The organism is Nitrobacter sp. Nb-311A (assembly GCF_000152905.1).
GTDB lineage: Bacteria > Pseudomonadota > Alphaproteobacteria > Rhizobiales > Xanthobacteraceae > Nitrobacter.
In genome coordinates this window covers 57269-83969 of sequence record NZ_CH672420.1, presented here as the reverse complement: position 1 = coordinate 83969, position 26701 = coordinate 57269, and the positions used below count along the sequence as shown (strand labels likewise).

Here is a 26701-nt window from a genome sequence, read left to right as displayed (position 1 = left end):
GTCTCGCACTGGCGGCACGAGAACTCTCACGCACCATCTGGATGACCTTCCATTGGCGCGGGATCAGCTCCAGCGTCTCGGTCACGTCCTCGCCCAGCTTCGACAGCCTGGTCGAGCCGCAGCAGGGACAACTCTCGGGCGCGGCGATCACGACGCGTTCGCGCGGCAGATGCTCCGGGAACGGCTTGCGCGACGGGCGCCGGCGCTCGAACGAGCGAACCGTCGTGGCACGCGACGCGTGCTCCGCCGCCAGTTCGTCCTCGGTTGCGTTCGCCTCCAGATCTTCCCGCCCAATTCACAAAATTGTGCCAGCCGATCGGCGCGCGTTACTGCTGCGATCTGCTTCACGCTGTATGGTGTCCGGATCGATCTGAGGGGCCGGCTGGAGCGAGGTCCGACTGGCTTGTTGCTACAATCGGATCAGTCGTGCCCGAGGGCTGCACACCGTGCTTTCGCCGCGATGAGCTGCATGTCTCAAGAGCACCGTTGCCGCGATCCTGTGCAACCGTACCGGGCGCTTCGGTTGGGACGGCAGGACTCAATCGGAGCGCTATGAGGCCATTGCGCCACTCGAAAGCCTCAGCCCCGGCTTGCCGGGACTCATGACGACGAACTCTTCCAGAGCGGAAAAGAAAAGAGGAACGTTGACCAATGGCTAAACGGTGCGCCCGTTGCGGGGACGGATCAGGCGCTTGGATCACAAAATATTAGGCCCATGGGCGGGCTCGATGGCAGCCTAAAATATCAACAGGCAGGCCAAGATGGCTCCCCTTCATATCGCATTATCGAACCATGTGCCTCGCGCCGGAACCCGATTTCAGGCACGTTCTTGAAGGCGTTCGTGAGCTTCGGCTCGCCGCCTAAAGGATTCTCCATAAAGAGTGTTTAGGGTTCAGTTGACGATTGGCGCGAAGCGCTTGTATAGCGGTTTGTAAACACGGGACGAGAGAGGTCGGCATGTCAGGGGAGAAGTTCGGCGAGTTCGTCCGCCGCGCGCGTGAGGCCAAGGACATCGGTTTGCGCGAAATGGCAAAGATGATCGGCGTGAGCCCGACCTATCTGTCGAAGGTGGAGCGGGACGAGTTCGCGCCACCGGCCGAAGATAAAGTCAGGGCGATTGCGCAAATCATCGGCTGCGATGTGGACGAGTTGCTGGCGCGGGCGGGCCGAGTGTCGACCGACCTGTCGGACATCATTAAACGCCACCCAGTGGAACTGGCGGCGCTGCTTCGGACCACGAAGGGATTGAACGCCGAAGACATTGCCCGACTGGCGCGCAACGCGCAGAAGGCGAAGGACAAGTGAGCGCTTGATCGGGGGAAGACGGTTTCAACGATGCAAATGATGGATGACGATCAATGACCAAGTTCGTTTCCTATGTGCCCGACGAGGCGATCGAAAAGGACGCGCAGGCGCTCTTGGCCGGGTATGGCCATGCGCGCGGCGTCACGATCGAGGCGCCTATCGCGATCGACGACATCATCGAGAAGTACCTGAAGATCGGTATCGAGTTCGACGATACGCACCGTCTGTTCGGTGTGCCGCGCTCGGGCATCGGGTTTGATCCCGATATCCTTGGCGCCATCTTCTTCGAGCAGAAGCGGATCGTGATTGACGAAAGCCTCGATCCTGACGCCAATCCGGCGAGGGAAGGGCGCTATCGCTATACGGTGGCGCATGAGGTCGGACATTGGCAGCTTCATCGGGCGTTGTTCGGCAAAGACCCGGCGCAAATATCGCTTCTTGAAACCAATTCCGCGCCGAGCGTCGTTTGCCGATCCAGCCAGGCCAAGGCGCGGATCGAAGTGCAGGCTGACCTTTATGCCTCCTGCCTGTTGATGCCGCGCAAGCTGGTCTTCTCTGCCTGGGACGAAGTCTTCCCCGACCGCAAGCAGCGGGTGCTTCAGCCGGCGACGCCGATCGATCATCCCTTCGTCGAGATCGCCCGCTTCGAGTGCCGCATTCCGAGCGCCGACTTCACCGGAAGCGACGACCAGGCTTTGGAGACCTTCGCCAAACCCTTTGCCGAGAAGTTCAGCGTGTCGCCGATCGCCATGCGCATCCGACTCGAAAAGCTTGGACTGTTGCACCGCACAGTGCCGCTTCAACTGCTGCTGTCCGATGGCGCGTGAACCCTTTTTTGAGGAGATTGTAAAGTGTTAACTGAACGAGCTACTAGCGAGCGGCCGAACCGGGCAGATGCCGCGTTCGAAACGCGCGATTTCTATCTCGCCTGCTTCCTGCGCTGCACCGGCTACGAACTGGTGAACCTGCGCGATGAGGGCCGGCACAAGGTGTTCGTCTTCCGAGATCGCGGCACGCGTCGCGCCGACGTGATGGCGTTCTATGGCGACGCGACCAGCGTTCGGCCGCTGGCCTTCGCCGCCGCCATCAAGGACATGAAGGGGTTGCTGCACAATGGATGAACCGCAAGAAACGCCGCCTTTCCGGCGCGCCAGAAGCGGGCAGGTCCGCGAAGCTCTCGACCGGCTCGAAGGGCTTGTCGTCGATGGCTTGAAGCACGGCTTCTTCGACTATTCGATCGCCTGCGAGGTCGCCAACGGCGGCAAGCGCCAGCTCGTGATCCGCGCGGGCAAGAGCCACAAGTTCACGATCCCCGAGAGCGAGGTGCCGCGCTGAAGTGGCGCAAGAATTTAGAACTACTGGCGATCCCTGAGATGGGGACGCCTCAAGATGCAAATCCCTGTTGGGTCCAGCGTTATCGGTGGGATTCCGAGACCGGAGGCCAGGAGCACGGAGCGGCGGACCCGCCCGTGAGGTCTTCGATGAAACGTCTCGACGCTGCAAACGACAATGATCTGGGGCGGCAGATCGCCCGCACCCGCGAAATCTGGCAACCGCGCATAGGCCGCGACCTCAACGACCAGGACGCGCGGCAAATCCTCCACTCCGTCACCGGCTTCTTCGGTGTCCTGGCCGAATGGCGGCGCGCCGAATTGCTCGGCGCCGCGAATGATTGCACCGCGCCGGTCGAACCGAAGGATGGCGAGGTGCTCCATGACCGCTGAAACCATTGCCAAAGCCCTTGGTGGGCACCGCGCGGGCGCAACGTGGATGGCGCGCTGCCCGGCCCATGACGATTCACGCCCGAGCCTTTCGATCAGCGCGGGCAGGCACGGCAAGGTGCTCGTGCGCTGCCATGCGGGTTGCGACCAGCGCGACCTGATAGCCGCCCTTTCAAAGCGCGGCTTGTGGGACGCAACCAGCAAGTGCCATGGCGGCATCGCCCGAAAGCACCGGAAGAAACTTGAGCGCGAACCCGATCCTTATGCCAAGGCGCGCACCGAGGCCGCGCTTGCGATCTGGCGAGTCTCGCAAGACATCGCGGGCTCGCCCGCTGAAACCTATCTGCGATCGCGCGGCCTCGATCTTCCGGTTTCGCCCGCTCTGCGCTTCCATGCCGGTCTAAAACATCCCTCGGGCGGCGTCTGGCCTGCCATGGTGGCGCTGGTGGTAAATGGCGAGACCGGTTTGCCGATCGCCATCCATCGCACTTTCCTCGCCGGCGACGGTCACGGAAAAGCGCCGGTCGATCCGGCGAAGATGATGCTCGGCCCATGTCGTGGCGGTGCAGTTCGCCTTGGCAAACCCGGCTCCGTGCTGATGGTCGGCGAAGGGATCGAGACCTGCCTTGCCGCCATGCAGGCGACGGAAAACGCAGCCTGGGCCGCGCTTTCAACCTCAGGTCTCCGGTCGCTCGATCTGCCGCGCGACGTTTGCGACCTGATCGTGCTGGCCGATGGCGACGAACCAGGTGAAGCGGCGGCGCAGCATTGCGCGCGACGCTGGCAGCGCGAAGGGCGCTGCGTTCGGATCGCTCGCCCGCCGCAGGGCATGGACTTCAACGATCTGCTCAAGGCCCGCAATCCCTCTGTCAAGGAGGGCGCGCGATGAACACCGACGCCATCCTCGAACCCGATCAGTTGATCGCCGACGCCATCGACGGCGCCGAGGAAATCTTCGATCCGCTGGCGGGCCTAGCCGAAAAGACCGCCGACGATCCGGGCGCACCCTTCTTGCCGGAAGCGCTGGAGGCTCTTGCCGCTCTCAAGAGGGACAATCGCGCCGCCTTCGAGGCGCTGCGGTCACAACTGAAGAAGGCTGGGTGCCGGGTGACGGCGCTCGATGACGCCATCGCCGAAGAAGATGGCGGTGCAGGCGGGCGCGGGCCTACGCACGCCGACATCCTGATCGGCCTCGCCCAAACCGCCGAGCTGTTCCACGCGGCGGACGGCGCCGGCTTCGCCGACCTCGATATCAGCGGCCATCGCGAAACCTGGCCGATCCGGGCCAAGGGCTTTCGCCGTTGGCTCGCGCGCCGCTTCTTCGAGGAGACGGGCGGCGCGCCGAGTTCGGAAGCCCTGCAATCGGCGTTGAACGTGATCGAGGCCAAGGCGCATTTCGATGCGCCAGAACGGCAGGTCCATATCCGCGTCGGCGGGCTCGACGGCCGGCTTTATCTCGACCTTGGCGACGAAACATGGCGAGCGGTGGAGATCGACGCCACCGGCTGGCGCGTCATCGACAACCCACCCGTTCGTTTCCGTCGCGCGTCGGGCATGAAGCCGATGCCGATCCCGGTGGGCGGCGGCTCCATCGAGACCTTGCGCTCGTTCCTCAACGTCCAGACCGACGCCGATTTCGTGCTGGTGGTCGCCTGGGCGCTGGCGTGCCTGCGCAATCGTGGTCCTTATCCGGTGATCGTGCTGTCGGGCGAGCAGGGTTCGGCGAAGTCCACCTTTTCGGCGATCCTCCGGGCGCTGCTCGATCCCAATACGGCGCCGCTTCGGGCCTTGCCGCGCGAGGATCGCGACCTGTTCATCGCCGCCAGCAACGGCCATGTGCTCGCCTTCGACAATGTGTCTGGCCTGCCTGCGTGGATTTCGGACACGCTTTGCCGCCTTGCGACGGGCGGCGGCTTCGCGGTTCGCCAGCTCTATTCCGATCAGGATGAAGTTCTGTTCGACGCCGCGCGGCCGGTGATCCTGAACGGGATCGAGGATATCGTCACGAGGCCCGATCTGGCCGATCGCGCCGTGTTCCTCACGCTCGAACCGATCCCAGAGGAGCGCCGCTGCCCCGAGCAGGAATTGTGGGCGGCGTTCGAGCTTGAGCGTCCGCGCATTCTCGGCATGCTGCTCGACGCGGTGGCGAAGGGCCTCGCGGAATTGCCGCGTACAAAGCTGGACAAGCTGCCGCGCATGGCGGATTTCGCCTTATGGGCGACGGCTTGCGAAACTGCGCTCTGGCCCTCGGGCACATTCTGGTCGGCCTATTGCGGCAATCGTGACGAGGCCGTGGACGGCGTGATCGACGCCGATCCGATCGCCGCCGCCGTGCGCGCTTTGATGACCACGCGGACGGAGTGGACGGGAACCGCCTCGGAGCTTCTGGGCGCCCTTGCCGATATGGCGGGCGAGCGCATCGCCAAGGCGAAGACCTGGCCCGATAGCCCTCGGGCGCTGGCGGGCCGGCTGCGCCGGGCAGCGACCTTCCTGCGCAAGATCGGTATCGACATCGGCTTCGAGCGAGAAGGGCGTGCGCGGACGCGCGTTATCCGCATCACTACGGCCGGCAAACCTGCCTCGCCGGAAAACCGAGGGGCGCAACCGTCCACATCGTCCGCACCGCCCGCCGATCGGCCGAAGGCCAATTCCGGCAATGGCTTCGCCTCGCCGGGCCTGCGGACGGACGGCGAGTTCGCGGACGGTTCTGCAGGTCAGAGCGGCGCAACCCTCCGCGCCAACCTATTGAAATCCAAAGGCGAGGCCGGTGCGGACGGTGCGGACGCAAGCCGCCCGCCTCAATCCGCGCCGGAAAACACGGGCTGGAGGGCGCGACTATGAGCGCCGTCCAAGCCCTCAAAGCTGCGCGCGATGCCGGCGTGCGAATCGGCGTCGATGGCGATTCTCTGACGCTCGACGCCGACAGCGCGCCGGACGCCACCGTCCTTGACCTGCTTTCGCGCCATAAAGCGGGCGTGCTCGCTCTGTTGCGCACCGGCAGCGATGGCTGGTCGGGCGAGGACTGGCTGGCCTTCTTCGACGAACGGGCGGCCATCGCCGAGTTCGATGGAGGGCTGCCGCGCGCGTCCGCCGAGGTCCACGCCTTCGATTGCTGCGTTGTGGAATGGCTCAACCGTAATCCGGCGCGCTCGCCGCCTGCCCATTGTCTCGGCTGCGGGGGAAGCGATCATGCCTATGACAAGCTGCTGCCGTTCGGCACCGAACCGACCGGGCATGCCTGGCTGCATTCGCGCTGTTGGCCGGCATGGCACGCCGCACGCAAAGCCACGGCGATCGCCGCACTGATGGCCATGGGAATCGATCTACCAAGGATGCACCGATGACCGCAAAGGACGCTGCCAAGGAAACCAAGCCATCGACGGTGGTTGTCAACGATCCCGACGATCTGAAGGGGGCTCTGAAGAACATCGGCGGATCGCGCTCCGACCATTGGAATAACATTCTCGCCAACCAGGCCGTCCAGGCGCTTTGGCTGAAGAACTCAAGCCTGGACGAGAAGGACAGGCAATATGCCGCCACCGTCGCTGCGCTCGCCGGAATCGGGCCAAAAGACGAACTCGAAGGGATGATGGCGGCGCAACTGATCGCCGCCCACAACGCCGCGATGGAGTGCTACCGCCGCGCCATGATCGGCGAGCAAACCTTCGAGGGTCGGCGCGAGAACCTTGCCCAGGCGAACAAGCTGTCCCGCACCTATGCCGCGCTGCTCGAAGCCCTCAACCGTCATCGCGGCAAAGGTCAGCAGAAGGTGACGGTCGAGCACGTTCACGTCCATCCCGGCGGGAAAGCGGTGGTCGGCATGGTCGCGACGCGGTCCGGTCAACCGGGGGGTGGGGACGCCAGCAAAATCGAGGAACGACCCTATGCAAAGCAGATTGCCCATGCACCTGAGCCCGCGTTGCCACGCCCGGACGCGGGCCGGGACGCCGTGCCAGTCGCCCGCGATGGCGAACGGGCGCTGCCGGATGCACGGCGGCAAGTCGCCGGGCGCGGCCAAAGGGAATAGGAACGCCTTCAAGCATGGGCGCTATACCGCCAAGGCAGTCGCCCGCCGGCGCCAGATCGCGGCCCTCATCCGCACCATGCGGGCTCTGGCCGGCTCCACCGATGAGGCGGAATAAATCCTCTAGCGACCGGGGGCGGCCATAGGTCCTTCTTGGCGATTGGCGTATGCGAGCCGGCAAAGGCGCGGCAGAACGCCACCGCCGAAGCTAAAATCGGGGTACACACCGTCCCCGGGTGCGCGCGCACCAGCCCGCTGCGAATCAGGGTTATTCGGCGCCGGCGGATGCAGTAACAATGCTTGGGAAGGTCCGCCGATGATTCCATCGGCGGCGCCAAATTCCTTTGCCTTTTGCCGGAAAGCCGCCCGCCCGCATGCCCATTCTGAACTGGCTCACCCGCGACCACGATATCGGCGCCGCCAGGCGCGTGCCCTATCGGCTGCTCGAAGAAGCGCCGGAGCTTTCGGCTGGCGATCCGAGCGCCGGCAACATGCTCATCCAGGGCGACAACCTCGAAGCGCTCAAGGCACTGCTGCCGTTCTACGCCGGTCAAGTGAAGTGCATCTATATCGACCCGCCCTACAACACCCGCTCCGCCTTCGAGCACTACGACGACAATCTCGAACATTCGCAATGGCTCGCGATGATGTGGCCGCGGCTGGAATTGCTGCGCGACCTGCTGGCCGAGGACGGCTCGATCTGGGTCTCCATCGACGACGCCGAAGGCTCGTATATGAAAGTGATCTTGGACGAGATATTCGGAAGATCACGTTTTATCGCAACGAATGTCTGGCAAAAGCGATACTCTCGGGAAAATCGCGAGGCCATTGGTGATGTGCACGAATACATTTACGTGTACGCCATAAATCCGGAAAGTTTCAAAAAACAACGCAATCGAATTCCTCCGACAGAAGAACAGGCAAAAATATACAAGAACCCGAACAATGACCCAAAAGGCCGCTGGCGCGGAATTCCCATGACAGCGCAGGGCTACCGTCCCAATCAAATGTACGCAATCACTACTCCGGTTGGGGTGGTTCACCGCCCCCCAGAGGGTCGGTGCTGGAGCACTATCGAGTCAGAATTTGAGAAGCTGAAGGCACGGGGACGAATCTGGTTTGGGAAGGACGGAACTGGGCAACCCAACATTATCCGTTACCTCTCTGAAGTAGAGGGCTTCGTTCCGTGGACTTGGTGGCCGAGCGACGAGGTTGGCCATACCGATCAAGCCAAGAAGGAGATGCACGGGCTGTTGGGCCGAGAGGACGCATTTGGCACGCCAAAGCCAGAAGCGCTCATCCAGCGCATCCTGCACATCGCCACCAATCCCGGCGACCTCGTTCTCGACTCATTTCTCGGCTCCGGCACCACGGCCGCCGTCGCACACAAGACGGGGCGTCGCTACATTGGCATCGAAATGGGCGAGCACTCCGTCACGCATTGCGTGCCACGGCTGAACAAAGTCATCGAGGGCGAGCAAGGCGGCATATCAGAAAGCGTCGGCTGGAAGGGTGGCGACGGCTTCCGCTTCTATCGCCTCGGCCCGCCGGTGTTCGACGAAGAAGGCCATATCCGCTCCGACATTCGCTTTCCGGTGCTCGCGGCGCACATCTGGTTTGGCGAGACGAACATGCCGTGGACGGCGAAACGCGGCACACCGCTCCTCGGCTTCAACGACGGGCGCGCCTTCGCGCTGCTTTACAATGGCATCCTAGGCGACAAGCGCGTCGATGGCGGGAACGTGCTGACCCGTGCGACGCTCAAGCTGATCCGCGAGAAGATCGCCAAGAGGGACCCGGCCTTTGCGGGACCACTTACGGTGTATGGCGAGCAATCGCGGATCACCGCGGCGACGCTCGACCGCGAGGGCGTCACGTTCAAGCAGACGCCCTACGATGTGAAAGCCCGGCGGTAGGTGCGGCCATGAAGCTCAAGCAATATCAGGCCGACACCCTCGCTGTCCTTCGGCGCTTCCTCGAAGAAGCGCGCATCGCCGGACCGAAGAACGCCTACGAGGCGATCACCAAGGAGCCCGAACAGGCGAAGCGCCTCGGCCGCTATTGCGGCGACTACACCGCCCTCGAAGCGTTGCCCGGCGTACCTCACGTCTGCCTGCGACTGCCGACCGGCGGCGGCAAGACGATCCTCGGCGCGCACGCCATCGGCGTCGCGCGCGACACTTGGATCGAGAAGGATTATCCGGTCGTTCTCTGGCTCGTGCCGTCGAACACGATCCGTTTGCAGACGGTCGAGGCGCTGAAGAACACCCGCCACCCCTACCGCCAGGCGCTCGATGAGGTGTTCGAAGGCCGCGTGCGGGTGTTCGACATCGCCGACTTCACCATGATCCGGCCGCACGACATCCGCGATAACGCCTGCGTCATCGTCGGTACGATCCAAACCCTGCGCGTGAGCAACACGGAAGGCCGCAAGGTCTATGCGCACAACGAGAACATGGAGCCCCATTTCAGCGCGGTGCCGAAGATAACGCCTGGTCTGGAGCCGCACGAGGGCGGCGGGCCCAAATTTTCGTTCGCCAACCTTCTGCATGTTCATCGCCCGCTTATGATCGTGGATGAGGCACACAACGCCGTGACCGGCCTCACGCGCGACATGCAGGCGCGCGTGAACCCCTGCGCCATTATCGAGTTCACCGCGACGCCGCGCTTCAACTCCAACATCCTGCACAGCGTCTCCGCGCAGGAATTGAAGGCGGCCGAAATGATCAAGCTGCCGATCATTCTGGCCGAACACGATTCGTGGCAAAACGCGGTGAACGGCGCGATCATGAGGCGCAAGGGGCTGGAAGACGCTGCGAAAGGCGAAACCAACTACATTCGCCCCATCGTACTGTTCCAAGCGCAGCCGCGAAATCAGGAAATCACCGTCGAGGCGCTGAAGAAGCAACTCGTCGAGGTCGAGCAGATACCGGAGGAGCGCATCGCCGTCGCCACCGGCGATCAGCGTGACCTCGATGGAATCGATCTGTTCAATCCGAAATGCCCTATCGAATATGTGATCACCGTCGAAGCTCTCAAGGAAGGCTGGGACTGTTCATTTGCCTATGTGTTCTGCTCGGTTCAGCGCATCCAGAGTGCAACCGATGCCGAGCAACTGCTCGGGCGCGTGCTGCGTATGCCCTACGCGAACCGCCGGGCCGCCGAGCCGCTGAACCGCGCCTACGCGCACGTCTCCGAAGCATCCTTCGGCGCCGCAGCATCCGGCCTTGCCGACAAGCTCGTTGCCATGGGGTTCGAGGAGGACGAGGCGAAGGACGCCATCGAGCCGGCGCAAGGCCATCTCGACGACACCGGATTGTTCGCGCAAGGCGAGACGCCAAAGCCGGTCTTCCGGCACGTTCTGCCGGCGACGCCTGAACTGGTATCGGCGCTGCAAACGGCGGCGGCAACGGAGGGCACATCAGTCGTCGAAAAAGACGGAAAAATCGAGATAGCCGTGACCGGCCGCGTCACGCCCGAGGTGGAAACGGCGATCACGACCGCGATCCCGGCGCCTGAACGGCAGGGCTTTGTGGAGGCCGTGCGAAAGTACCGCGTCGAGATCAAGGAGCAGCTTTCGCCGGCCGAACAGGGCGAGGCTTTTGTCGTGCCGCGTCTTGTCACCGATATCCAAGGCGCATTCGAGTTCGCCGACACCGACGTGTTCATGGAGTTCCATGACTGGCGGCTCGCCGATCATCCCGCCCTTCTCAACGAAGGGGCATTCGCCATCCGCGAGACGGCGCGAAGCTTCGAGATCGATATCGATGGCAATCGCGTCACGTATCAGTTCGCCGACGAAGCCGAGCAACTCGCCCTCGATGTGGAAGTCGAGGGCTGGACGCCGCAAAACCTCGTGCTCTGGCTCGACCGGCAATTACGCCAACCTGACATTCATCAATCGGACCTACTGAAATGGCTGACCGATTGCGTCGGGCATCTTGTTGGCCCACGGAAACTGAGCATCGCCGCGCTGATGCGGACGAAGTTCATCCTTGCCCGCAAGCTGAAAGAAAGGATCGGGGCAGCGCGCGCTGCTGAACGCAACAAAGTCTATCAGCGCTATTTGTTCGCGCCCGAAGCGAAGGTGGACATCTCTTTCGATAACGGCTTTGCTCTCCGCGACGGCATGTATGCGGACCAGAAGCGACATCGCTATACGGGCCGCTTCCGCTTCGCCAAACATTTCCTCGGCGCCGACGCCGTGCCGGCCTTCGACGGCATGGAAGCAGGAGAGGAGTTCCAATGCGCCCAGGCGCTCGACAGCCTGCCGCAGATCAAGTTCTGGATTCGCAACGTCGCCCGGCATCCGCGATCATTCTGGCTGCCTACGGCAAGCGACAAGTTCTATCCCGATTTTGTGGCGCAGCTTAACGACGGACGTTTCTTCGTCGTCGAGTATAAGGGCACTCTTCTCGCGGGCGCGGGCGTTGACGACACCAACGAGAAGCGGGCGATCGGCCGGCTCTGGGAAATCCGCAGCGGCGGCAAGGGCGTCTTCCTTGTTGTCGAGAGAGTCATCGATGGGCGCGACATGCGCACGCAGATGCTCGACAAGGTTGCAGGTGCTCAATGAGCATCGCCATCCGCCACCGCCTTCTAGACGCGCTGCTAGCCGAGGCCCTGACGCCAGCCGAGGATCGCGAACTGGAGGCAGCGGAATGATCGCGCGCTGGCAATGGCTGCTGCTCTTGTTTTCGCGGAAGCTCTGGCTGCGGGTTACGTTATTCGGCCTGGCCGGCGTCGCCACGGCCGTCGCTGGTATTTTTCTTGCGCCTTACGTTCCCGAAACCTGGACAATCACAATCGGCGCGAAGGCGATCGACGGGGTCCTCAATTTGCTGGCGTCGAGCATGCTTGCGGTCACGGTGTTCTCCGTCAGCACGATGGTTGCAGCTTATGGCGCGGCGACGAACAACGTGACGCCGCGCGCCACGCGCCTGCTGATGGAGGACAACACAAGCAAGAATGTGCTTGGCACCTTCATCGGTTCTTTTCTGTTCAGCCTCGTCGGCATCATCGCGTTGAGCACCGAACTTTATAGCGATCAAGGGCGAGCGGTGCTGTTGGTGGCGACGATTGGCCTGATCGCGCTGATTGCCGTCACAATCCTGCGCTGGGTCGATTATCTCGCGCGATTCGGTCGGCTCGGCGAGACGATTGAACGTGTGGAGGAGGCGACATGGAAGGCCATGAAAACGCGCCTTGCGTATCCCCATCTCGGTGGGCGCCGTCCAATGGTTCGCGCCGGCGACGTTCCCGAGAGCGCGCTGCCGGCGTTCTCGGAAGCGATCGGCTATGTTCAACATGTCGATGTGCCAGCGCTTGAGGACTGTGCAAAGAAGTTCGGGGTTCAAATCTTTGTCACGGCGCTGCCTGGCATTTTCGCAGATCCGGTGAGGCCTGTCGCCATGGTGGTTGGGCCGCAGGACGACGACATCCGCAAGGCGGTCGCCAAGGCGTTCACGATCGGCGCGGAACGCACCTTTGATCAAGACCCGCGCTTCGGCCTCTGCGTGCTGGCCGAGATCGCTTCCCGCGCGCTTTCTCCTGCCGTCAACGATCCCGGAACGGCTATCGACGTGATCGGGCGCGCTGTCCGGCTACTGGCCAAATGGGGGAGCTTCGACGATTCGAGAACCGACGCTAAGATCGACTGCCCGCATGTATGGGTTCCTGCGATCGAGGTCAGCGACATGTTCGACGATGTATTCGCTCCGATTGCGCGGGATGGTGCCGGGATGGTGGAGATTCATCTCCGTCTTCAGAAGGCGTTCCTCGCGTTGGTAGGTGTCGATCGCGCTGCGTTCGGCGTCGCCGCAACGAGGCATTCGGAAGCTGCGCTGGCGCGGGCCGAGGCGGAGTTGAAGCTGGAGCCTGAAAGGCACGCCGTGCGAGAGGTGGCCGCGAAGATTACCGGGCGCGTTTCGGGTGAAACCAAGGACAGGGAACACCGCATCTCATGAACCGCATGTTTTCGCTTATCGTGTTTCTCATTCTGGTGATCGGCGGTGGTCTCGCCATCGGGTTCCTGACCGTGCCGGGCGAATGGTATGCGGCGCTCGCGAAGCCTGCCTTCAACCCGCCGAACTGGCTGTTCGCGCCGGTTTGGACTCTGCTCTACATTCTGATCGCCATCGCCGGCTGGCGTGTCTTTGAGCGGAATCGCGATGGCTTGCCGATGAAACTCTGGTGGCTATCGCTTTTGCTCAATTTCCTTTGGTCTCCAACTTTTTTCTCGGCGCACAAGGTCGGCGCCGCGCTTGTCGTCATCCTGCTGCTGCTTGCCACCATTGTTGCTTTCATCGGGACGGCTTGGCGGCGGGATCGCGTGGCGGCGTGGCTGTTCGCGCCTTACGCGGCCTGGGTGGCGTTTGCCTCGGTGCTGAACGGCTCGATCTGGACGCTGAACTGATGCGCGCGTCACGGCGAGGGCCTCGCCGTCAACATGGAGCGCGTTATGCCCCATCGACTTGCAACAGCGTTTGTTTAGGTTACACTAAATGAAATGAAAAGAGCTGCCAGACTCGCACCCGCCGCTGATCTCGCCCGCAAGCAGGCGGTGATCTATGCCCGCGTCTCCTCGAAGGAGCAGGAGAAGGAAGGCTTCTCAATCCCGGCCCAGCTCAAGCTGCTGAAGGAATACGCCTCCGCGAACGGCTTTGCAGTGGCACAGGAATACGTTGACGTTGAAACCGCCAAACAGGCCGGCCGCGCCGCATTTGGCGAGATGGTCGCATATCTCAAGGCGCACCCGTCCGTTCGCGTGATGCTGGTCGAGAAGACCGACCGGCTCTATCGCAACCTGAAGGATTGGCTGACAGTCGATGAGCTCGACGTCGAAATGCACTTCGCCAAGGAAGGCGTTGTGCTGTCGCGCGAGTCGCGTTCCTCGGAAAAGTTCATGCACGGCATCAAGGTGCTGATGGCGAAGAACTACATCGACAACCTTTCGGAAGAAACGCGCAAGGGCATGACCGAGAAAGCGGCGCAAGGCTTCTGGCCCTCGAACGCACCGCTCGGCTATCGCAACGTGACGCGCGAAGACGGTCGCAAGATCATCGTGCCCGACGAGGAAGCCGCGCCGATCATCCGCAAGATGTTCGAATGGTATGCGTGGGGCGATATGTCCACGCAGGAGGTGACGAAGAAAGCTAGGGCGGCGGGCCTCGTGTTCAAGAAAAGCGGCGGGCGCATCCCGAAAAGTACCGTCGCCGCGATTCTGCGCAACCGCATCTATACCGGGCGCTTCGATTGGGACGGCAAGACCTATCAGGGCCGTTACGAGGCCATCGTGCCGACCGAACTATGGGAACGGGTGCAGGATGTGATGGACGGCCGCAATGCCCGCGGCGCCAAGAAGGGCAGGCGGGATTTTGCCTTCTCGGGCCTAATCGCCTGTCATGCCTGCGGCTGCGCGGTGGTCGGCGAGATCAAGAAGGAACGCTACGTCTATTACCATTGCACCGGCTACGCCGATAAGTGCCAGGGCAAGCCCGCCGACTGCCGCCGCAAATATGTCCGCGAGGAAGCCATCGAATCACAGTTCACCGAATTGCTCGGCCGGCTGCGGTTCGATGACGAGGTTCTGGAATGGGTGCGCGATGCGCTCCACGCCAGCCACGCCGACGAACGCCGCGAGCACGAGGAAGCGATCAGGCGGCTTGAAGCGGAAGCGAAGCGGCTGAACGATCGCATTCACGCCATGTATGTCGATAAGCTCGACGGACTGGTGGATGCGGCCTTCTTCGAAAAAATGTCGAACCAATGGCGCGAGGAGCAGGAACGCTGCCAGCGCGAGATCGAACGGCACCGGAGCGCAGATAAATCTTATCTTTCCGAAGGAGTCGCTCTGCTGGAACTGGCGCGGGACGTCCAAAGGCTGTTCGCGAAGCAGGAGCCGCGCGAAAAACGCCGCTTGCTCAATTTTTTACTATCGAACTGCACTTGGGATCACGGGAAGGTGGTCGCGAACTTTCGCCAACCCTTTGACATGCTTGCGGAAACGGTCATCGAAACCAAAGGCGAACACGCCGCTGGAGCCGCTTCTACGCCCGTTTTGGAGAAATGGCTCCCCGGGCTGGATTCGAACCAGCGACCATTCGATTAACAGTCGAATGCTCTACCGCTGAGCTACCAGGGAACAGGCGAAGCATCCTCCGCAAGGAGCAGCGTATAACAAAGCCTCCAGCGCTTGCAAAGCAGAAATGGACACTCCGGCGTCTCTGGATAGGGGCAGGCGGGACGGCTCCGATATCCCGACGAGGATCACGCATTTTCCGCAACTGACAGAAAACGCTGCGACAAATGCGGCGGCGGAGGATGGTTGCCTCAGCAAACGCTTGCATCGACCAGGGGGGTGCCTTAGTCCTCCGGGAACTCTAGTGCCGGGTTTGAGGAATTGCCGATGTCTGACTTTTCGACCGCTCGCGGGAAAATGGTTGACGGTCAGGTACGGACCAGCGACGTCACCGATCTGCGGATCATCGACGCGATGTCGGCTCTTCCGCGTGAGATTTTCGTTCCCGAGGATCGCCGCGCGCTAGCTTATCTGGATCTCGATCTCGACGTCAGCGAAAGAGGCGCGTCGAAACGCTATCTCATCAAGCCCATGGTCGTCGCCAGGATGATCCAGGCTTCCGAGATCAAGAGCACCGACAATGTGCTCGTGGTGGGCTGTGCAACCGGCTATACCGCTGCGTTGGTAGCGAAACTCGCTGATCGGGTGACGGCGACCGAGAGCGATCCGGGGCTGGCGGCGAAGGCCTCGGACATTCTCGCGAGCCTCGGCCTCGATCATGTGACCATCGTTACGGCCGCGGCATGCGAAGGAGCGCCCGCCCGCGCACCTTATGACGTGATCATTCTGGAGGGCGCAACCGAGATTGTTCCCGATACGCTTTACGGGCAGCTCGCTCCCGAGGGTCGTCTGGTCGGCGTTTTTGCCATGAGTGGTGCGCCTAGGGCGGTCATCGTCACGCACTCGCGTTCCGATTTTGGAAACCGGCCTCTCTTCGATGCGTCGGTCCCGGTCCTGCCGGGCCTCGAGCAACCGTCGGCTTTCGTGTTTTGACGAAGCGCTCAAGCGGGGCGTCGGTCTTGAAGTCATAAGGTCGCCCCTCGTTATTGATGCCTTGCGGGGCCCTCAATCCTTGTTTTTGCCAGTCCCCGAGCCTACGTTCCATACAACTTCGGCCGAACCCCGGCCGCCGACTTAGGAGGTTGCAGATGGGTTCACTGAGCATCTGGCACTGGATCGTGGTGGTCGCAGTGATCCTGCTGCTGTTTGGCCGTGGCAAGATCTCCGACCTGATGGGGGACGTCGCGCAGGGCATCAAGGCTTTCAAGAAGGGCATGAAGGACGATGAGAACACTGCGGAAAAGTCCGAACCCGTGAAGACGATCGATCACAATGCAGACAGGTCCGGTACGGCGCGGTCTGACACCGGCAGCAAAGTCATCTGACGCGGGCACGGCGCGCGATCCGGGACGATAATCGAGGGCGTGATCATCAGGATGGGGCAGGGCTGTCGAAGCGCATTGATCCCTGTGCCGGCTTCAGGCAAGTCCTGACAGCGGACGCAGACTGCGCCGCGGGAAGGCCGGCGCGAGCCTCGCGTGAGCGGAAAGTCTCATGTTCGACATCGGGTGGAGTGAACTGCTCGTCATCGCGGTCGTCGCGCTGATCGCGATCGGCCCGAAGGAGCTGCCCGGCGTCCTGCGCACGGTCGGGCAGTGGATGGGCAAGGCGCGCAGGATGGCGGCTGAATTTCAGGGCCAGTTCAACGAGGCCATGCGCGAGGCCGAAATGGCCGATCTCAAAAAATCCTTCGACGAAGTACGCGACGCCACCAGCGGCCTGACCCGTGGCAACCTGATGACCAGGCTGACCGACACCCTCGGCGAGCCGCCCAGGCTCGAGGACCTCGACAAACCCGAGGCGGATAAACCAGCCGTATCCGCTGCCACGCCGGAGGCCGGGATTCCTGGGACTTTGACGCAAGCCGATACCGAGGCGCGCGCATCCGGGCCGCTGGCGATCACGCCGGAAGTCCAGAACGCTACTCCTGTCGAACCGCCCGCGGTTGCGCCGGAAGCGCCGCATGAGGCCGGCGGCGGCGAGACGGCCAGGGACGCCAAAGCGTCATGAGCGACGAGGACATCGAGGCCAGCAAGGCCCCCCTGATGGATCACCTGATCGAGCTGCGCTCTCGGTTGATCAAGGCGCTGGTCGGCTTTGGCGTGGCGTTTATCGCCTGCTTCTTCTTCGCCCGGCAGATCTACAACGTCCTGATATGGCCGTTCGTCTGGGTCGCGGGCGCGGAGAACTCGAAGTTCATCTACACCGCGCTGCTTGAATATTTCATCACCCAGCTCAAGCTTGCGCTGTTCGGCGCCGCCTTTATCTCGTTTCCGATCGTGGCGACGCAGGTCTACAAGTTCGTGGCGCCCGGACTCTATAAACACGAGCGCAATGCTTTCCTGCCCTACCTGATTGCGACCCCGATGTTCTTCGTGTTCGGCGCGACGGTGGTGTATTTCGTGGTGCTGCCGATGCTGGTGCGGCTCTCGCTCGGGATGCAGCAGATGGCGGGTCCCGGAACCGCGGAAATCCAGTTGCTGCCCAAGGTCGGTGAGTTTCTATCGCTGACAATGTCCTTGATCTTCGCATTCGGCATCGCCTTCCAGTTGCCGGTGATCCTGACGTTGCTCGGGCGGATCGGCATCGTTACCTCGAAAGGCCTGCGCGCCAAGCGACGCTATTTCATCGTCGGCGCGTTTGTCATCGCGGCGGTGCTGACGCCGCCGGATGTGCTGAGCCAGATGTCCCTGGCGCTGCCGCTGCTCCTGCTCTACGAGGGCTCGATCCTTGCCGTGGCTATCGTCGAGAAGAAAGCCGCCAAGCCCTCCGGCTCCGCCGCCACCTCGCCGCCTGCGGAAAATCCCGCGGAGTAGGGGCGCCGTTTAGCGGACTTATCCGATGAATTGTCCATTACGTCGTGCCCGGCCTTGTGCCGGGCATCCACGTCTTTTAGAGACCACGGGGATGGCCGGTAGGCGAGCGGAAGCGACGCCGTTCTTCAAACGGCTATGCTTGGCTACGACACCGGAATTTTATCATGCACGACATCAAAGCCATCCGCGACAACCCGCAAGCCTTCGACGCCGCGCTGAAACGGCGGGGGCTTGAGCCTCAAGCGGATCACTTGATCTCAATAGATGAGCTCAGAAGAGCACGCATTCGTGTGGCTGAGTCATTTCAGGCGCGACGCAACGCGGCGTCCAAAGAAATTGGCGACGCCAAGAAAATGAAGGACGAGGCGCGCGCCGCAAAGCTGATGGCGGAGGTCGCCGAACTCAAGACCACCATGCCGGAGATGGAAGCGGCGGCGAAGGCGGCGGACGAGGAGTTGAAGAAAGCGCTGTCCGAGATTCCGAACCTGCCGCTCGACGAGGTGCCCTATGGCGCCGACGAGCATAGCAACGTGCAGCATCATATCTTCGGAAAAAAGCGCGATTATGCGTTCGCGCCGAAACCGCACGACGATCTCGGCGGCGCGCTCGGCGATATGGATTTCGAGGCGGCGGCAAAACTGTCCGGCGCGCGCTTCGTGGTGCTGAAGCGGGGACTGGCGCGGCTTGAACGCGCCATCGGACAATTTTTCCTCGACGTTCACACCGGCGAGCACGGCTATACCGAGGTTAACCCGCCTCTGCTTGTGCGCGACGATGCGATGTTCGGCACGGCGCAATTGCCGAAGTTCCTAGAGGATCAATTTGCTACGTTTGCTGGCCCAATTGATTTGTCCGAAGATCGAAAGGGTATGGCTGAGGTTTGGCAGAGAGCTTTGGACGAGGCCGAACGCTATGGAGTTGAGAAAGCACGAACGGTCGAGTTTAATTTTGAAGAACTTCAGTATCATGAAGATCGTTATTGGCTCATCCCCACCGCCGAAGTCTCGCTCACAAATCTCGTCCGCGAATCCATCCTCGATGAAAAAGAACTGCCGCTGCGCTTCACCGCGCTGACGCCGTGCTTCCGCGCTGAGGCGGGGGCGGCGGGCCGCGATACGCGCGGCATGATCCGTCAGCATCAGTTCACCAAGGTCGAACTGGTCTCGATCACGACGCCGGAAACCTCAAAAGACGAGCACGAGCGCATGTTGTCATGCGCGGAAGAAGTGCTGCGCCGTCTCGATTTGCATTATCGCGTGATGACGCTGTGCACCGGCGACATGGGATTCGCCTCGCAGAAGACCTACGACATCGAGGTCTGGATGCCAGGACAAATCTCAGGTCAGGGGGAAGGCGGCGCTTACCGCGAAATTTCATCCTGCTCGGTGTGCGGCGATTTCCAGGCGCGGCGCATGGATGCGCGCTATCGCGCGAGCGACGGCAAGCCGCGCTTTGTCCACACGCTCAACGGCTCCGGCACTGCTGTCGGCCGCGCGCTGATCGCGGTGATGGAGACCTACCAGCAGGCCGACGGCTCCATCGCCGTGCCCGATGTGTTGCAGCCCTATATGGGCGGCCTCAAGATGATTGGTCGCGAGGGATGATGCAGAGGCCGCGGCTTACCGAAAGGCAATTGCGGTCGGTCCGAGTCATCTCGACCCGATGGCAGCGGCGGATCATTTTCGTCGCGGGCGGTCTTGCCGTCGGCGCCGCTGCGGTCGGACTGACGCAAGCTTCGGACCTCGCTCAATTCCTGTTCGCGCGTCTGCTCGAAAAGTGGCCCTATGCTTCCTTTGTCGTGACCCCTCTCGGATTTACGCTGTCGGTGTTTCTCACGCTGCGTTTCTTTCCGAACTCGCAAGGCAGCGGTATTCCGCAAGCCATCGCAGCGCGCCAGCTCGATGACCATGAGGCGCGCGGTAGGCTGGTCTCGTTTCGCATCGGCGTCGGGAAGATTTTTTTGACGGTGCTGGGCCTGCTCTGCGGCGCATCCGTGGGACGTGAAGGGCCGACGGTGCAGGTCGGCGCATCCATCATGTTCGCGATCGGGCGGATGTCGCCGCGCCGACAGCCCGGACTGATCCTTGCGGGGGCGGCCGCGGGCGTCGCTGCGGCTTTCAACACGCCGCTTGCCGGAATCGTCTTCGGCATCGAGGAGATGAGCCGCGCCTTCGAGGTGCGCACCAGCGGCCTGATCATCGGCGCGGTGATCGCGGCCGGCCTGACCTCGCTGGCGCTGGTCGGGAATTACGCATACTTCGGCCACACCGCCACCATGCTCGGCAATGGCATCGACTGGATGGCGGTGCCGATCTGCGGCGTCGTCGGCGGCCTTGCCGGCGGGTTGTTCAGTCGGCTCGTGATTTTAATGGCCTTTGGGCTTCCGGGGCGGATCGGCGCGCTTATCAAGAAGCATCCGCTTCCGTTTGCGTTCGCATGTGGGCTGGCCGTTGCGGGATGCGGATACTTGTCGGGCGACATGATCTACGGCACCGGCTATGCGCAGGTGAAACACGCACTGGAAAGCGAAACGCCGCTACCCGAGAGCTTCGGGGTATTGAAGCTGCTTGCGACGCTGCTCTCCACGGTGAGCGGCATTCCCGGCGGCATCTTCTCGCCATCGCTGGCAGCCGGCGCCGGCATCGGCTCAAACGTGGCGCATATCTTTCCTGGCACTCCGCTGAGTGCGATTTTATTGCTCGGCATGGTGGCGTATTTTGCGGGCGTGGTGCAGGCGCCGATCACTGCTTTCGTGATCGTGACGGAAATGACCGACAATCACGCGATGGTGGTGCCGTTGATGGCGGCGGCGCTGATCGCCCACGGCAGTTCCCGGTTGATCTGTCAGGAAGGTGTGTATCACGCGCTGGCCAAGGGATTCCTGCAGCGCGTGGGCGCGGAAGACGCTCGTGCGACGAGCATGCGGTGACGGCGCGAATGACATCAGCACATCTGGAATGTCCGGTTTGCCAGGTTCGGCCGGGCCGGATATGACGTGTCCCGAACGGCTGGAGCCTTTCCGCTTCTGATAGAATTAGAAGCGGGGCTCTATGGTTTTTGATTTGACGCGTTTTCTTCACGCGAACCGGTACCCACTTCGCTCGGAAACGCTCTCGCGGCGGCCGAAAGAGGCACTTTCACGAATGCGGATTCTATGCACTAACGACGATGGTATCCACGCGCCTGGGCTCGAAATCGTCGAGCAGATCGCAAGGGATTTGTCCGATGATGTCTGGGTGGTCGCACCGGAGCACGATCAGTCCGGAGTCTCGCATTCGCTGACCCTCAACGATCCGCTGCGGCTGCGCGAACTTGGACCCCGCCATTTCGCGGTGAAGGGCACGCCGACCGATTGCGTGATCATGGGTTCGCGATACATCCTCGCCGATAAAGGACCTGATCTCGTGCTGTCCGGCGTCAATCGCGGCCGCAACCTCGCCGAGGATGTGGTGTATTCCGGCACGGTCGCGGGGGCGCTCGAAGGCACGATGCTCGGGCTGCCGTCTTTCGCGCTGTCGCAGGAGTTCAGTCTGGAAACTGGCGACAGACCGGTGTGGGAGACCGCGCGTACGTTCGCGCCGCAGATCCTCCGCAAGGTGATCGACATCGGCATCCCGAAGAACACGGTTGTCAACGTCAATTTTCCCGCCTGTGCGCCGGAGGAGGTGGCCGGGGTGCTGGTGACGCGGATGGGCAAGCGCAATCTCGGCTTTCTCAAGATCGATGAGCGTCGCGACGGCCGCGGCAACCCTTACTTCTGGATCGGATTCGAAAAGGCCGACGACTCGGATACCCCCGGGTTGGGCACCGATCTTGCTGCAATTGCGGGACAATGTGTTTCAGTGACGCCGCTGCGGCTGGACCGCACCGACGACGCCTTCGCCGAAATCCTGACGGCGCGCTTCAAGTAGACTTGCTTGGTATCGGGTCGCTTGCTGAAAAAATGACAGTCGACTTCAAAGCGGTCGTTCGCCACATTGTTCGGAGTCCTTCACCGCTCCACAGAAAGGGTGAAGGACTCCATCTTTCTGACTTAACACATTTTCTTCACGCGAACCGGTATCCGCTTCGCTGGAAAATGCTATAGCTGTCTCAGGCAGCGGCGCTGCCCTTGAGCGTGCGCTGGATCACGGCGGCAAGGCCATCCATCTGAAACGGTTTCTCCAAGGACGGACGGTTGCGATATTCGGGCGGAAGCCCTTGCGTGCCATAGCCCGTAGCGAAAATGAAAGGCCGGTTGCGGCTCGCGACGACCTCGGCTACGGGGGAAATCAGCTTTCCGTTGACGTTGACGTCGAGAATCGCCACGTCGAAGTTTGCGGTATGTGCGAGCTGGATAGCTTGCTCGATGTCGCCCGCTTCGGCGGCGATGCTATAACCGAGTTCTTCCAGCATATCCGCAACCATCATGCGGATCATAACCTCGTCTTCGACGAGGAATACCGAACCGCCGGCCGGCTTTGCTGGTCCCATGGTAGAAGTCCCGATCTTTCGCCAACACAGGATCGCAAATTGTGCGGACCAACGCAATCCGCGCAGTTGTCACACGCCGGGTGTCTACACTGTAGCCGGGCCAGTGCAGCCGCGCAATATTGTAATTCGAGGCGTCGGAGACAGCCCCAAATTCGTCGCCGGTTATTGTTGCCGGAACAAATACTTGCCTCGCCGGATTGACCCGGCGGGCGATCTGCGCAGATTGCGTCAACTTGTCTTGACAACCGCTTGGCCGAACGCCGGCGCTCGAGAGTTCGCTCATGTCCCCCGCCGCTCATCCGCCGCCCGAGAAGATGATGTTTCAACTCAACCTGCGGCGACGCGGTATTAGTGATCAGCGCGTGCTCCGTGCGATGGATAGCGTCCCGCGCGATGCTTTCGTCGAACAGGCCGATCGCGCGGATGCGTGGTGCGACACTGCACTCGGGATTGCCTGCGGGCAGACCATCAGCCAGCCCTTCGTCGTGGCCTACATGACCGAACGGCTGGAATTACGCGACGATCACCGGGTCTTGGAGATCGGCACCGGCTCGGGCTATCAGACCGCCATCCTCTCGCGCCTTTGCCGCAAGGTCGTGACGATTGAACGATATCGGGTGCTAGCTTATCGTGCGCGTGCCCGGCTGGAGCAGCTCGGTTACGATAACGTGGAAGTCCTGCTGGGGGACGGCTTCAACATTCCTGCCGGAGCAGGGCAGTTCGACCGCATCATGGTGACTGCGGCAATGGAGCGGATCCCGGAGGCACTAACGACCAGGCTTGAGCCGGACGGGCTTTTGATCGCACCTGTCGGTCCGCAGAACGGACGGCAGACACTGATCCTCCTGCGCCGTGCCGCCGCCGGGATTATCCGCAAGGAACTGATCGACGTCCGCTTCGTGCCGGCGCTGCCGGGCATCGCCCGCGAACTCTAGCGCGTATTCAGCACGTGCAAGTTATTGATTGAAAGTTGTTTTGACGCGTTTTCTTCACGCGAAGAGGTCATCCATCCCTGGTCAAGCCCGCACGTGCTTCGCTCGAAAACGCTATAGTCCGGCCAGCCTCAAATCCGGCTGCGGTCGGAGCATAATTGTCCGCCGCCGTTAATTCTGGAGGCGGAGACGTGTCATGGTGAAAGGCTTTGTTTACTGCCGGTGTGTTTACTCAAATTGTAGTTCCGTTGCGTACGAGTAAATAACCATGTCCCGTGTCGTCGAGTTGCTTTACTCGCGTCGCGTACCGCAGGTCGCGGTGCTGGCGCTGGTGTCGATTGGTTTTGCCGGATGCAGCGCGGACATGTCCTCGCGCCTCGCGCAAATCGACAGTGGTCCGCAGCAATCAAATTTCGGATGGCAACGCGACACGACCGGCGCGGTGCCTGCCGCGCCCGTGGCTCCCATCCAACGTAGCGAGTTGCCGCAGTACACGCGCCCGCCGTATCAATCCCGACCGCAGTATCAGTCCCAGTCGCTGCCTCCGATATCGACGCCAAAATCCTATCCGGTTGCGTCGAGCAATGGACGCAGCGTCCCTTCGCATGCGTCTCCCGCGCGTCCGCTCGAGTCCTCAAGCCCTGTCGCGGCGCGGGACGGCTGGAACCATGGCGGCGGCACTCCGATCATTGTTGGCACCAGCGATACGCTGGAAGGATTGTCGCGCCGATATGGCGTGTCCACCGCTGAAATCCTGAAGGCTAATGGCTACCGAGGTCCTCGCCGGTTGCAGCCTGGCCAGCGGCTGATCATTCCGAAGCGCGCGTCAGTGGCGGATAGCCAAACCACTCCGGCCGCGAAGCCCGCGAACGCTAGGACTGCGTCCGGCACCCACTACGTCAATCGCGGCGACACGTTGATGAGCATCGCGCGCCGCAATCAAATTTCCGTCGGGGAGCTCGCTCGCGCGAACGGGTTGCAACCGAAGGCGAAACTGAAGGTCGGCATGAAAATCACGGTGCCGACGAAGGTTGCTGCGGTGTCCGCGCATCCTGTTGCCGCTCCGGCCAAGCCTCTCGTCACACCCAAGCCTGCCCCTGCGCCCACGGTTCACGCGGCTGCCGCGCCCGAAGGTCCGGTACAGAAGGTTAACCTCGCGGTTGCGACGGCGACGCCCCAAGCGGCCGTGGTTAAACATTCGACGAAAGCCGCAGAGGCGACCGGCGCCTTGCCGACATTCCGCTGGCCGGTGCGTGGCCGCGTGATCACGGCCTACGGCGCCCGGACCAACGGTAAATCCAATGATGGCATCAACGTCGCGGTGCCCGAGGGCACGCCCGTCAAGGCTGCCGAGGACGGCGTCGTTGCCTATGCCGGCAACGAACTCAAGGGCTACGGCAACCTGGTGCTGGTTCGGCATTCCAACGGTTATGTGACCGCGTATGCCCATGCCAGTAACCTGCTGGTGAAGCGCGGAGATTCCATCAAGCGCGGCCAGGTCATTGCCAAGTCGGGTCAGTCGGGTGAAGCGGGGTCGCCGCAGCTCCACTTCGAGATCCGAAAAGGATCTACGCCGGTTGATCCGCTGAATTTCCTTAACGGGGCATGACCTCACGGCGTCCGCAAGTCGCTACCGACCGCTCCGCCGCCAACTTCCAGCGTTTCGAGCGCGGCGGACACCGGATCGCGTCAAGAAAACACGTCAAAATCATAGAGCCCCGCTTCTGATTCGATCAGAGGCGGGGTTGCTGCGCCAGCTTCACGCCGAGCCGACCCGCGAGTTCCTGGGTGAACTGCCAGGCGACGCGGCCGGAACGTGAACCGCGCGTGGTCGACCATTCCAGCGCTTCCCGTTCAAGCTCGGCGTCATCGAGCCTGATGCCGAAATATGAGCAATAGCCGCGCACCATCGCGAGATATTCGTCCTGGCTACAGCGATGAAAGCCAAGCCAGAGGCCGAAGCGGTCGGACAGTGAGACCTTTTCCTCGACGGCTTCGCCGGGGTTGATCGCGGTCGATCGTTCGTTCTCGATCATGTCGCGCGCCAGCAGATGGCGGCGGTTCGACGTCGCGTACAGGATGACGTTGTCGGGGCGTCCCTCAATGCCACCTTCGAGCACCGCCTTCAGCGATTTGTAGGAGGCATCGTTGCCGTCGAACGACAGGTCGTCGCAAAATACGATGAAACGAAATTCGGACGAGCGAAGCAGTTCCATCAGGCCCGGCAGGCTCTCGATGTCCTCGCGGTGAATTTCGATCAGCTTGAGCTGCCCACCGACCTCGGCGTTTACAGCGGCATGCGCCGCCTTCACCAGCGACGATTTACCCATGCCGCGCGCTCCCCAGAGCAGGGCGTTGTTTGCAGGCAAACCCTTGGCAAAGCGGACAGTATTCTCCATCAAAATATCGCGCATCCGGTCGATGCCCTTGAGCAGGCCGAGATCGACGCGGCTGACTTGCGAAACCGGCATCAATCGTCCGTCAGGATGCCAGATGAATGCATCCGCGCGCGTCATTACAACGTGGCTGTCGGTCCGTTCATCGGCGGCGGTCATGGCGGCTGCGATCACTTCGAGAGCGCGGGCGATTCGATCTGCGGCCTTGGACGCCACGGCGGCCTCTGGACCTTTTGTCACGCCGCCCCGATGGCCGGTGCGTGCTTTGGGAGGGGTCTTTCGAGGGCCAGTTTTCCGCGACTTTTTTGCCATCTTTGCCTTTCCTGAGCGTGCACCCTTAGCGGGGTGACCTTGCTCCCGCAAGCAGGGGAATAATGAGGCTCGATCAAGGGTCTGGTGCCGTTGCAATTGAGACCGTGGCCGTTATAGTCCGCGCGAATTTGCCCTTGATCGGTCCGAATCTGTGCTCGTGCCGGTTTGCTCCCAAGGAATAGCCCGAATGCTCATTACCCCCGCCTTTGCTCAGGCCGCCGGCGCCAGCGACACCAACAACTTGTTGATGTCGCTGCTGCCGTTCGCGCTGATCTTCATCATCATGTATTTCCTGATCATCCGGCCGCAGCAGAAGAAGGTCAAAGAGCACAACGAACTGGTGAAGAATATCCGCCGTGGTGACACCGTCATCACGACAAGCGGTCTCGTCGGAAAGGTCACCAAAGTGGTGGATGAAGACCAGATCGAGCTCGAGATCGCGGACGGCGTCCGGGTGCGACAGATGCGACAAATGATTTCGATCGTCCGAGTTAAGGGCGAGCCGACAAAAGGTGAATCGGCAAAGAGCGCCGCTAAAGGAGATAACTCCAAGGGCGACACTGCAGCGAGTTAGGTGATCCC

Annotated in this window: 26 protein-coding genes, 1 tRNA gene and 4 pseudogenes; 26 read left to right on the top strand and 5 right to left on the bottom strand. The window is 62.0% G+C overall.

Going from position 1 to position 26701, the window contains the following annotated elements:
• Positions 1–286, bottom strand: a pseudogene (locus tag NB311A_RS20795) (IS66 family transposase zinc-finger binding domain-containing protein); the annotation flags it as partial.
• Between the two features lie 671 nt (positions 287–957).
• Here NB311A_RS20795 and NB311A_RS16325 point away from each other — a divergent pair.
• From NB311A_RS16325 to NB311A_RS22720, 15 genes and pseudogenes are all read left to right on the top strand, one after another.
• Positions 958–1305 carry a helix-turn-helix domain-containing protein gene (locus NB311A_RS16325; RefSeq protein WP_009799743.1) on the top strand — a complete coding sequence of 116 codons (348 nt, stop codon included), beginning with the start codon at positions 958–960 and terminating at the stop codon, positions 1303–1305.
• A gap of 53 nt (positions 1306–1358) precedes the next feature.
• Positions 1359–2132, top strand: coding sequence for an ImmA/IrrE family metallo-endopeptidase (locus NB311A_RS16320; protein ID WP_009799742.1), 774 nt, complete (start codon positions 1359–1361; stop codon positions 2130–2132).
• Between the two features lie 24 nt (positions 2133–2156).
• Positions 2157–2426, top strand: coding sequence for a DUF5659 domain-containing protein (locus NB311A_RS16315; protein WP_009799741.1), 270 nt, complete (start codon positions 2157–2159; stop codon positions 2424–2426).
• A complete protein-coding gene (locus NB311A_RS16310; protein WP_009799740.1) occupies positions 2419–2640 on the top strand; it encodes a hypothetical protein in 222 nt (73 codons plus the stop codon). The genes NB311A_RS16315 and NB311A_RS16310 overlap by 8 nt, the downstream gene beginning before the upstream one ends.
• 146 nt (positions 2641–2786) lie before the next feature.
• Complete coding sequence (locus tag NB311A_RS16305; RefSeq protein WP_009799739.1) at positions 2787–3029, top strand: hypothetical protein; 243 nt, start codon at positions 2787–2789, stop codon at positions 3027–3029.
• Complete coding sequence (locus NB311A_RS16300) at positions 3019–3915, top strand: toprim domain-containing protein (RefSeq protein WP_009799738.1); 897 nt, start codon at positions 3019–3021, stop codon at positions 3913–3915. Before NB311A_RS16305 ends, NB311A_RS16300 begins: the two co-directional genes overlap by 11 nt.
• On the top strand, positions 3912–5867 hold the full coding sequence (locus NB311A_RS16295) for a hypothetical protein (RefSeq protein ID WP_009799737.1): 1956 nt from the start codon (positions 3912–3914) through the stop codon (positions 5865–5867). The genes NB311A_RS16300 and NB311A_RS16295 overlap by 4 nt, the downstream gene beginning before the upstream one ends.
• On the top strand, positions 5864–6370 hold the full coding sequence (locus tag NB311A_RS16290; RefSeq protein WP_009799736.1) for a hypothetical protein: 507 nt from the start codon (positions 5864–5866) through the stop codon (positions 6368–6370). Before NB311A_RS16295 ends, NB311A_RS16290 begins: the two co-directional genes overlap by 4 nt.
• Positions 6367–7053 (top strand): hypothetical protein, encoded by a 687-nt coding sequence (locus tag NB311A_RS16285; protein WP_009799735.1) that lies wholly within the window; start codon positions 6367–6369, stop codon positions 7051–7053. The genes NB311A_RS16290 and NB311A_RS16285 overlap by 4 nt, the downstream gene beginning before the upstream one ends.
• Positions 6989–7168 (top strand): annotated as a pseudogene (locus NB311A_RS22980) (hypothetical protein); the annotation flags it as partial. The gene NB311A_RS16285 and the pseudogene NB311A_RS22980, both read left to right, overlap by 65 nt.
• 256 nt (positions 7169–7424) lie before the next feature.
• On the top strand, positions 7425–8966 hold the full coding sequence (locus tag NB311A_RS16280; RefSeq protein WP_009799733.1) for a site-specific DNA-methyltransferase: 1542 nt from the start codon (positions 7425–7427) through the stop codon (positions 8964–8966).
• 8 nt (positions 8967–8974) lie between these two features.
• Positions 8975–11626, top strand: a complete 2652-nt coding sequence (locus tag NB311A_RS16275) for a DEAD/DEAH box helicase (RefSeq protein WP_009799732.1) — start codon at positions 8975–8977, stop codon at positions 11624–11626.
• Positions 11627–11711: 85 nt separating this feature from the next.
• Complete coding sequence (locus tag NB311A_RS16270; RefSeq protein WP_009799730.1) at positions 11712–13016, top strand: DUF2254 domain-containing protein; 1305 nt, start codon at positions 11712–11714, stop codon at positions 13014–13016.
• Positions 13013–13465 (top strand): TspO/MBR family protein, encoded by a 453-nt coding sequence (locus tag NB311A_RS16265; protein ID WP_009799729.1) that lies wholly within the window; start codon positions 13013–13015, stop codon positions 13463–13465. Before NB311A_RS16270 ends, NB311A_RS16265 begins: the two co-directional genes overlap by 4 nt.
• 93 nt (positions 13466–13558) lie before the next feature.
• A pseudogene (locus NB311A_RS22720) lies at positions 13559–14548 on the top strand (recombinase family protein); the annotation flags it as partial.
• Positions 14549–14590: 42 nt separating this feature from the next.
• Here the strand turns inward: NB311A_RS22720 and NB311A_RS22715 are convergent.
• Together NB311A_RS22715 and NB311A_RS16245 are read right to left on the bottom strand one after the other, a co-directional pair.
• On the bottom strand, positions 14591–14929 hold the full coding sequence (locus NB311A_RS22715; protein WP_040675668.1) for a hypothetical protein: 339 nt from the start codon (positions 14927–14929) through the stop codon (positions 14591–14593).
• A gap of 189 nt (positions 14930–15118) precedes the next feature.
• Positions 15119–15193, bottom strand: a tRNA-Asn gene (locus tag NB311A_RS16245).
• A 264-nt stretch (positions 15194–15457) separates the two neighbouring features.
• Between NB311A_RS16245 and NB311A_RS16240 the strand changes: the two genes are divergently transcribed.
• From NB311A_RS16240 to surE, 8 genes and pseudogenes are all read left to right on the top strand, one after another.
• Positions 15458–16123, top strand: a complete 666-nt coding sequence (locus NB311A_RS16240; protein WP_040675666.1) for a protein-L-isoaspartate O-methyltransferase — start codon at positions 15458–15460, stop codon at positions 16121–16123.
• A gap of 155 nt (positions 16124–16278) precedes the next feature.
• On the top strand, positions 16279–16515 hold the full coding sequence (locus NB311A_RS16235; RefSeq protein ID WP_009799726.1) for a twin-arginine translocase TatA/TatE family subunit: 237 nt from the start codon (positions 16279–16281) through the stop codon (positions 16513–16515).
• 169 nt (positions 16516–16684) lie between these two features.
• The gene (gene tatB, locus NB311A_RS16230; protein WP_009799725.1) at positions 16685–17200 is read left to right on the top strand and encodes a Sec-independent protein translocase protein TatB; all 516 of its coding nucleotides are present in this window, start codon (positions 16685–16687) and stop codon (positions 17198–17200) included.
• The gene (gene tatC / locus NB311A_RS16225; protein ID WP_009799724.1) at positions 17197–18006 is read left to right on the top strand and encodes a twin-arginine translocase subunit TatC; all 810 of its coding nucleotides are present in this window, start codon (positions 17197–17199) and stop codon (positions 18004–18006) included. Before tatB ends, tatC begins: the two co-directional genes overlap by 4 nt.
• Before the next feature lie 164 nt (positions 18007–18170).
• Positions 18171–18842 (top strand): annotated as a pseudogene (locus NB311A_RS23240) (serine--tRNA ligase); the annotation flags it as partial.
• 33 nt (positions 18843–18875) lie between these two features.
• Positions 18876–19610, top strand: a complete 735-nt coding sequence (gene serS, locus NB311A_RS23235; RefSeq protein ID WP_371256535.1) for a serine--tRNA ligase — start codon at positions 18876–18878, stop codon at positions 19608–19610.
• Positions 19610–20935 carry a chloride channel protein gene (locus tag NB311A_RS16215; RefSeq protein WP_009799722.1) on the top strand — a complete coding sequence of 442 codons (1326 nt, stop codon included), beginning with the start codon at positions 19610–19612 and terminating at the stop codon, positions 20933–20935. Before serS ends, NB311A_RS16215 begins: the two co-directional genes overlap by 1 nt.
• Positions 20936–21149: 214 nt before the next feature.
• Positions 21150–21917, top strand: coding sequence for a 5'/3'-nucleotidase SurE (gene surE, locus NB311A_RS16210; protein WP_009799721.1), 768 nt, complete (start codon positions 21150–21152; stop codon positions 21915–21917).
• 181 nt (positions 21918–22098) lie between these two features.
• Here the strand turns inward: surE and NB311A_RS16205 are convergent, their stop codons facing one another.
• Positions 22099–22479, bottom strand: coding sequence for a response regulator (locus tag NB311A_RS16205; RefSeq protein WP_009799720.1), 381 nt, complete (start codon positions 22477–22479; stop codon positions 22099–22101).
• 281 nt (positions 22480–22760) lie between these two features.
• Between NB311A_RS16205 and NB311A_RS16200 the strand changes: the two genes are divergently transcribed.
• Both NB311A_RS16200 and NB311A_RS16195 read left to right on the top strand, forming a co-directional pair.
• Entirely contained in the window at positions 22761–23414 is a 654-nt protein-coding gene (locus NB311A_RS16200) for a protein-L-isoaspartate(D-aspartate) O-methyltransferase (protein WP_009799719.1), read from the top strand.
• 265 nt (positions 23415–23679) lie between these two features.
• Positions 23680–25020: a peptidoglycan DD-metalloendopeptidase family protein gene (locus NB311A_RS16195; RefSeq protein WP_009799718.1), complete on the top strand. Its 1341-nt coding sequence runs from the start codon at positions 23680–23682 to the stop codon at positions 25018–25020.
• Between the two features lie 124 nt (positions 25021–25144).
• Here NB311A_RS16195 and NB311A_RS16190 read toward each other — a convergent pair whose 3' ends face one another.
• A complete protein-coding gene (locus NB311A_RS16190; RefSeq protein ID WP_040675662.1) occupies positions 25145–26119 on the bottom strand; it encodes an ATP-binding protein in 975 nt (324 codons plus the stop codon).
• A 187-nt stretch (positions 26120–26306) separates the two neighbouring features.
• Between NB311A_RS16190 and yajC the strand changes: the two genes are divergently transcribed.
• Positions 26307–26693: a preprotein translocase subunit YajC gene (gene yajC, locus NB311A_RS16185; RefSeq protein ID WP_009799716.1), complete on the top strand. Its 387-nt coding sequence runs from the start codon at positions 26307–26309 to the stop codon at positions 26691–26693.
• Positions 26694–26701: the final 8 nt, after the last annotated feature.

Excerpts from the sequence above, each read along its gene's own strand:
- NB311A_RS16325 (WP_009799743.1), top strand. The coding sequence starts at position 958 with ATGTCAGGGGAGAAGTTCGGCGAGTTCGTCCGCCGCGCGCGTGAGGCC.
- NB311A_RS16320 (WP_009799742.1), top strand. The coding sequence starts at position 1,359 with ATGACCAAGTTCGTTTCCTATGTGCCCGACGAGGCGATCGAAAAGGAC.
- NB311A_RS16310 (WP_009799740.1), top strand. The coding sequence starts at position 2,419 with ATGGATGAACCGCAAGAAACGCCGCCTTTCCGGCGCGCCAGAAGCGGG.
- NB311A_RS16305 (WP_009799739.1), top strand. The coding sequence starts at position 2,787 with ATGAAACGTCTCGACGCTGCAAACGACAATGATCTGGGGCGGCAGATC.
- NB311A_RS16300 (WP_009799738.1), top strand. The coding sequence starts at position 3,019 with ATGACCGCTGAAACCATTGCCAAAGCCCTTGGTGGGCACCGCGCGGGC.
- NB311A_RS16295 (WP_009799737.1), top strand. The coding sequence starts at position 3,912 with ATGAACACCGACGCCATCCTCGAACCCGATCAGTTGATCGCCGACGCC.
- NB311A_RS16290 (WP_009799736.1), top strand. The coding sequence starts at position 5,864 with ATGAGCGCCGTCCAAGCCCTCAAAGCTGCGCGCGATGCCGGCGTGCGA.
- NB311A_RS16285 (WP_009799735.1), top strand. The coding sequence starts at position 6,367 with ATGACCGCAAAGGACGCTGCCAAGGAAACCAAGCCATCGACGGTGGTT.
- NB311A_RS16280 (WP_009799733.1), top strand. The coding sequence starts at position 7,425 with ATGCCCATTCTGAACTGGCTCACCCGCGACCACGATATCGGCGCCGCC.
- NB311A_RS16275 (WP_009799732.1), top strand. The coding sequence starts at position 8,975 with ATGAAGCTCAAGCAATATCAGGCCGACACCCTCGCTGTCCTTCGGCGC.
- NB311A_RS16270 (WP_009799730.1), top strand. The coding sequence starts at position 11,712 with ATGATCGCGCGCTGGCAATGGCTGCTGCTCTTGTTTTCGCGGAAGCTC.
- NB311A_RS16265 (WP_009799729.1), top strand. The coding sequence starts at position 13,013 with ATGAACCGCATGTTTTCGCTTATCGTGTTTCTCATTCTGGTGATCGGC.
- NB311A_RS16240 (WP_040675666.1), top strand. The coding sequence starts at position 15,458 with ATGTCTGACTTTTCGACCGCTCGCGGGAAAATGGTTGACGGTCAGGTA.
- NB311A_RS16235 (WP_009799726.1), top strand. The coding sequence starts at position 16,279 with ATGGGTTCACTGAGCATCTGGCACTGGATCGTGGTGGTCGCAGTGATC.
- tatB (WP_009799725.1), top strand. The coding sequence starts at position 16,685 with ATGTTCGACATCGGGTGGAGTGAACTGCTCGTCATCGCGGTCGTCGCG.
- tatC (WP_009799724.1), top strand. The coding sequence starts at position 17,197 with ATGAGCGACGAGGACATCGAGGCCAGCAAGGCCCCCCTGATGGATCAC.
- serS (WP_371256535.1), top strand. The coding sequence starts at position 18,876 with ATGGCTGAGGTTTGGCAGAGAGCTTTGGACGAGGCCGAACGCTATGGA.
- NB311A_RS16215 (WP_009799722.1), top strand. The coding sequence starts at position 19,610 with ATGCAGAGGCCGCGGCTTACCGAAAGGCAATTGCGGTCGGTCCGAGTC.
- surE (WP_009799721.1), top strand. The coding sequence starts at position 21,150 with ATGCGGATTCTATGCACTAACGACGATGGTATCCACGCGCCTGGGCTC.
- NB311A_RS16205 (WP_009799720.1), bottom strand. The coding sequence starts at position 22,479 with ATGGGACCAGCAAAGCCGGCCGGCGGTTCGGTATTCCTCGTCGAAGAC.
- NB311A_RS16200 (WP_009799719.1), top strand. The coding sequence starts at position 22,761 with ATGTCCCCCGCCGCTCATCCGCCGCCCGAGAAGATGATGTTTCAACTC.
- NB311A_RS16195 (WP_009799718.1), top strand. The coding sequence starts at position 23,680 with ATGTCCCGTGTCGTCGAGTTGCTTTACTCGCGTCGCGTACCGCAGGTC.
- NB311A_RS16190 (WP_040675662.1), bottom strand. The coding sequence starts at position 26,119 with ATGGCAAAAAAGTCGCGGAAAACTGGCCCTCGAAAGACCCCTCCCAAA.
- yajC (WP_009799716.1), top strand. The coding sequence starts at position 26,307 with ATGCTCATTACCCCCGCCTTTGCTCAGGCCGCCGGCGCCAGCGACACC.